At 61.6% G+C, this 6,099-nt stretch carries 4 protein-coding genes; all 4 read right to left on the reverse strand.

Translation table 11 applies throughout. The annotated features are described in order from the left end of the window. Positions 1-663: a bifunctional 2-polyprenyl-6-hydroxyphenol methylase/3-demethylubiquinol 3-O-methyltransferase UbiG gene (locus Q7S58_RS21895; RefSeq protein ID WP_304831026.1), complete on the reverse strand. Its 663-nt coding sequence runs from the start codon at positions 661-663 to the stop codon at positions 1-3. Beyond that, positions 638-1,531 carry an XrtA system polysaccharide deacetylase gene (locus tag Q7S58_RS21900; protein WP_304831028.1) on the reverse strand — a complete coding sequence of 298 codons (894 nt, stop codon included), beginning with the start codon at positions 1,529-1,531 and terminating at the stop codon, positions 638-640. Before Q7S58_RS21900 ends, Q7S58_RS21895 begins: the two co-directional genes overlap by 26 nt. Beyond that, complete coding sequence (locus Q7S58_RS21905; RefSeq protein WP_304831030.1) at positions 1,521-2,594, reverse strand: hypothetical protein; 1,074 nt, start codon at positions 2,592-2,594, stop codon at positions 1,521-1,523. The genes Q7S58_RS21900 and Q7S58_RS21905 overlap by 11 nt, the downstream gene beginning before the upstream one ends. A 90-nt stretch (positions 2,595-2,684) precedes the next feature. After that, on the reverse strand, positions 2,685-5,516 hold the full coding sequence (locus Q7S58_RS21910; protein WP_304831032.1) for an SLBB domain-containing protein: 2,832 nt from the start codon (positions 5,514-5,516) through the stop codon (positions 2,685-2,687). Positions 5,517-6,099: the final 583 nt, after the last annotated feature.

The following is a 6,099-nucleotide window of genomic DNA, read 5'->3' on the forward strand; positions in this document are numbered from 1 at the left end:
TTAACTTTGCGGAGCACGCGCGCATGCGATCCAGTCGCGGCCGAGATCGATCAGGGAGAGCCGCTCGGTTGCAAGGCCGGCATCGGTGAACAGGCCGACGACTTCGCGGCGCGAGTAGAACCTGACGTACCCGTTCGCAATCGCGAACCTGAGCTTGCGGGTCGGCGCGCGATACTCCCACCTTTTGGGAAAGGAACAGAACAGGCGGCCGGAGCAATCGGCGATCATTTTTTTCAGATCGACGAGCGGATCTTTCAGGTAGTCGAAGTAGCCAGCCGCGATTACCGAGTCGAATTTCTGCGGAGCGGCGTAATCGACGAAGCTCGAGGCGACGAACTCGCAGTTGCCGGTCACGCGCGCGCGAACGGCCTCGGCGTGCGCCAGATCGAGCATCTCGGTCGAAACGTCCACGCCGACTACGCGCGCCGCGCCCGCCTGCGCGAGCGTGATCGTGTAGCGGCCGGAGCCGCATCCGACGTCAAGCGCGGTCCATCGATGACCGCACGGCGCGAGGTTGCAAATCAGCCGGTAGCGTTCGACCACCACCTGCCGGAACAGCCGATCGACGACCTGCTGCACAATCGGTTTGCGCTGCTCGTAGATCGCGTCGAATCTTTTCGCTTCGCGATCGAAGTAATCACGGACGACCTGGGTTGAACTCATGCTCGAGCACTTCTCCGAGCGGCGCGAAGCGAAAATCCCGCAGCAATCGTGCGAGCTTGTTGCTGGTCGCGCCGAGATTTACGTAGTGGGTGATCCACGGCTTCCAGTGAAACCTTATCCGCGGATGGTCCGGGTCGAGTTCCCACGGATGCAAATAGAAAACGATCGGTTGGCGATCGCGCTCGGCAGCGCGGAAATTGGAGCGCGTGACCGAGTAGGGATAGATGCGGAAGTAGGCGCCGCCCGACGCCGGGATATTGCGGCCCATCACGCGACGCACCGAAATCGGAAACTCGAAGAGCGGACCTTCGGCGGTTTCGAGGCGGCGCGGATGCGATCCGAAATCCGCAATTCCGTAGCGCCAGTTGCGCACCGGAAAGATGCTCGAATCGTAGCGATAACCGAGCTTCGCCAACACTTCGAGCGCCCACATCGATTCGCGCGTCACGGAAAAGTAGGCCGCCCGGTAGGCCACCACGCGCCGCCCGGTGGCGTCGGCGATCGCATCGGTCGCCCGCCGCGTTTCGTCGTGCAGGCGCTCGCGATTCATCGCGTACAGGAGATCGTGCGACCAGCCGTGGCATCCCATCTCATGGCCCGCGTCGGCGATTTTCCTGATCAGCGCCGGATACTCGCGCGCGATCGGCCCCAGCACGAAAAAAGTCGCGCGGACGCGGTGTTCGTTGAGCAGGTCGAGCAGCCGGTTGAGGCCGACCTCGAGCCGGCGCGCCGCGCCTCTCCTGGTCGTTTCGGCAATCGGTATTCCGTTGAACCAATCTTCGACGTCAACCGTGAACGCGTGAACGATTGGCGGCGGCAGCGCGCACTCCGATGCCTGGACAAGCGCCGCATCCGGCTCAACTGCCATTGATATGCGTCCCGTGCGAATTGTTGTCCTCGGTCATGCGGGTGGGACCGCCGCCGTCGAGTTCGTGCGCTTCGGTCAGTTCGACTTCGAACTGCTTCATCCGTTCGACCAGCGAATCGAAACGCTCGCGCGAGAGAAACCAGAAGCTCGCGAGGAGCGGCGCAAGGATCCCGACGAGCAACGTATCGACTAAGGTGAGCGGCGCTTGCGGATGTTCGGGCACCGCCGGCGGATCGATCAGGATGAACGCGAAATCTGCCTGAATTTTTGCCGTACCGAGTTGCTGCAATTGCTGCGCCAGCAATTGATCCAGTTGCGGCACCAGCAGCGCGTCCGAGGTTTTGCCGATCTGTTGTTCCAGCGAAACAACCGCCGCGCTGGCAGCTTGCACGTATCTGGTTCGGAGGCGCTCGCGCAGAGCCGCGATGTACAAATTGAGTACTCGCTCGGCTCCCTCGGGCTCCGGATCCCAGAAGGTCAGCGTCAGATTTCCGGTCTGCTCGTGGTAGTCGTAGTTGAACCGACGCGTCATCAATTTGTACATCTTCCACGGCGTGGGCTTTGAAATGCCGAGCCACAGGAACGGCGAGGACCACGGCGAAACGTGCCGAAGCAAGACCTTGGTGAGGTCGTTCGACTGGATTAAATCCTTAGTGAAAGTGACCGAAGTAACCGTTGCGATAAACTCATTTGCGTCGCTCGCACCGGACCCGCCGAAGAGACTGTTCAAGACGCCGCCGCTCCCGCCTCCACCGCCGCCCGTGATATTTCCCAGCAGGCCGCCAAGGGTAACCGACGATTGCGGCTCCTGTGACGCGGGCCTGAGCACCGCCCGCGCCTGATACCAATGCGTCATCAAAAAACGGGTGGTAACGAACGTCAACACCATCGCAAGCGCTGTAGCAACTCCGATTTCGCGCAGCCTGGGGCGCAGCGTCGAGTAGTAACTTAGTATTCGCTCTTCGATACCGGTTAATTCCGGCGCGGGCGAAGGCGGCTCCGCGGTCAGCCGGTCGTTGCTGGCCGGCTTGCGTCCCGCGCGGGTGATTCGAAAATTACTCACGGCCCTGATCGATCCGGTTGATGCCTCAAATGCCACCCACTCGCTAATGCAATTGTTGATAAACGAGTATCCAGAGTTTACGCTGCGCGATTAGAGTCTGGTCGCGAGCAGGCCGACCACCGCGAGCGCTGTCGCGCTGTTGGCCATGATCGTGGTGACGTCGGTCCAGTATTTTCGCTTGACCATCCCCTGCACGTTGGCGAGGCTTTCCGGCACGTATATGGTATCGCCGGCCTCGACGTATTCGCCCATGATGCCGTCCCCGATGAAGGTCAGCGCCGGAAAGATGGAACCGTTGCCGCTGTTCTTCAGGCTGTCCTGGGTGACCATCGCGCCGTCGGCCCTGACCAGGATTACGCGATCGACGTCGCCCTGTTGCGTCGCGCCACCCGCTTCATACAGATAATCCTTGAGCGTGAGGCCGCGGCGCGCGACCACCGCGGTTGGATGATAGACTTGCCCGAGCACGTAGACGGCGCTCGGCCGCCGCGGGACGGCGATCGTGTCGCCATCTTCCATTAGCACGTCCTGCTGGCTGCTGGGAACGAAAATCTTGTCGGCGCGGATTACCAGCCGGCCGTCGGCCTGCTGGCCTTGAGTGGTCGCGAGTAATTGCTGGAGCGACGCGAAGGTCGCGGACATCTCGCTGCCCGAACTGGAATTGCTGGTCGTCCGAGTGTTCAGCAACGGCAACGCGGTTGATAGCTGGAGCACCTCTTGCGAGATTCGCGTGCGAGCCTCTTCGAGGCGTTCCTGCTCGACTTGCTTGATCGACGCGCGGATGAATACCAGTCCCTTCGGAAACGCGTTGGTGCGATATCCGCCGGTGCGAGTCATCACCGCACTCAGTGTTTCCTGATCGTGGATAACGTACTGACCGGGGCGGACGACTTCGCCCTTGACCATAACTACCCACGGCAGATGCCAGTTGGGCGCGGTCGTCACGTAAAGCTGATCGTCCCACCTGAGCGCCAGTTCGAGTTCGGCCGAGCCGGTCCGCAAATCGAGGTCGCGCATGGTGCGGATCGTCTTGGCGCCTTCGATAACTTCGGTGCGCGCCAACTGGACCTTCTCGCGGTAGGCGTCATCCTTGAAACCGCCGGTCATCGAGAGCAGATCGCGCACGCGCATCCCGTCGTTGTAGTGGAAGCTGCCTGGATTCAGCACTTCACCCGAGGCCAGCACGGTGCGCTGCGGCAGTTGCCATCCGAGCACCTGCCAGATGAAGACTTCGTCGTTCGCCTTCAGCACCACATCCTGCCGCGAGGTGCCGTTCAGGATACTCGCGAGATCGATATCCTCGCTGGCGCGCTGGGCCTTGCCGCCCACGATGTTGGTTCGCACCAACGCGGCCCGTCCGGTGTAGGCGCCTTCCTTGAGACCGCCGGCCAGATAGATCAGATCGCTCACTTTCATCCGTTCGCTGAGCAGATACTGGCCCGGCGTTCGCACCTGGCCACTGACCGTGACGGCCGGGGTTTCGCGGAGCGCGTCGAGGCTGTAAACGTCGAGTTCGTCGTGCGGCATCAGGTATAGATCCGCTTTGCGATCGCCCGCAAGCGCCGCCGCGAGATTCACCTGCACGAAATGGGTGTACTTCTGCGATCCTTCGAGGCGCTTGATCAATGCGTATTTGAAATAAGTATGCGGCAGCACGCCCTGCCCTTCCGCGATCAGCTCCGAGACGCGCATGTTTTTGCGCCACTGGAATTCGCCGGGACGAGATACGTTGCCGCTCAGCACGACGCTGTTGGTATGCAACGAAAGCACCGGCATGATTTTGACCAGGTCGCCGTCGCGGACCTTGAACTCCTGCGAGCGAAGCTTGGTCAGCGGCATATCGAGCACCACCATCTGCTTGTGATTCTCGACGCGCTCGACCTGCAGGCGCTCGGTGAAGCCGAACGCGGTGACGCCGCCCGACAGCGTATCGACCACCGCGCCGAGACTCTCGAACTCCGGTGCATATTCGAAGATCGCGGGCCGCTTCACGTCGCCGACTACGCCGACCACCGGGCCGATCACCGGCACGAAGATCACGTCGTCGTTCCGCAAGCGTTCGTCGGCGGAATTATCGCCCAGCAGCAGGAACTGGTAAAGGTCGAGCACTTTTTGGACGGAATTGCCGCGCCGTATCTTGACCTGGCGGAGGCTCCCCGTTTTGGCAACGCCTCCTGCGGCGACCAAGGCATTCGAGACGTGCGACAGCGAGCTGACCGTATATACGCCGGGCTGATTCACCTCGCCGACCACGAACACCTGGATGGTGCGCAACTGGCCCATCGTGAGTTGCGCTTCGAGTCCGCGCGATTGTTTGAGACGGCCTTCGACCAGTTTTTTGGCCTGGCCGAAGGTGAGACCCGCCACCTGCAGCGGGCCAACCTGATCGATATGAATACTGCCGTCGCGATCGACAGTATATTGCACGGTTGAATTGACGCGGCCCCAGAGCACCAGGATCAACTGGTCGCCGGGACCGAGCATATAATCGTCCCCGACCGGAACGTTCTGCACCGGCGCAAAAGTAGATACTCCCGCGGTGAGAAAATTGTATCCGAACTGAGATACGTTATTGATAGTTGGAGTGGCCGCCTGCTGATTCGGATTGCCTAGCTGCAGAAATCTTGATTCGATCGCCGAAGGCGGCGTGAGCGCGACATTGGTCACCGGGCTGGATGCACTCGGCGCCGCCGGACCTGCGGGCATCTGATTTGGCGCTTGGGATTGCCGCGAGGCCTGCAAGGTCTGCGATAGCTGCGAGACCTGCTGATCGCTGAGCCCAAGCGCGTGGCCAATCGAAGCGGCGTCCCCGGCGGTGACATTCATCGCGCCGAGCCGCGCCGTCATCTGCTGCAACTGATCCTGCGACAGGCCGCCGTTCAGCGCCTGATTGGCGAGCGCCTGGACCTGGTCAGGCGACATGCCAAGTGCTTGCGCGGCAGCGCTCATCGCGGCGGGCGAATTGGCAACCGCTCCGGCCGCGGCGGCTATCGCCGGCGATCCTGAAGACCCCAACGCAGCGCTCGACGCTGCTGGAGCGGCACCCGGAACCGATGGCAGACTTGGGGAAATCGACCCCGGGACTGCGTAAGCTGGCGAGGTGCTTGGCACGGCGTTGCCGGAGCTGACGGAAGTTCCTAAAACAGGACCAGACATCACGCCAGCCGACGATCTCGAAAGCGCATTTCCCGGGACTCCATACGCGGGCAACGTACTCGTGACCGGCCCCCCATTGCTAGCTGAAGTGCCTGCGATGGGAACAGTCATTGCGCCAGCGGGCGCTCCCGAGGTCACACTTCCGTAAGCGCCGGAAGTGGGGGAGGACGGTCCAGAGGCGGACGCTGGAGCACTTGAGGCCGTGCCTGGATTCATCGGCGCGCTCGTTTGGGCAAGCGCATTTGCGCCAATGAGCGAAATCAGGACGGACCACGATGCGAGGCGAATCAACCGGCAGAACGATTCTTTGGTGCGCTGGATATTCACTGTCTTACACCGTTCCTGACTA

The sequence above is a fragment of the Candidatus Binatus sp. genome, from assembly GCF_030646925.1.
Lineage (GTDB): Bacteria > Desulfobacterota > Binatia > Binatales > Binataceae > Binatus.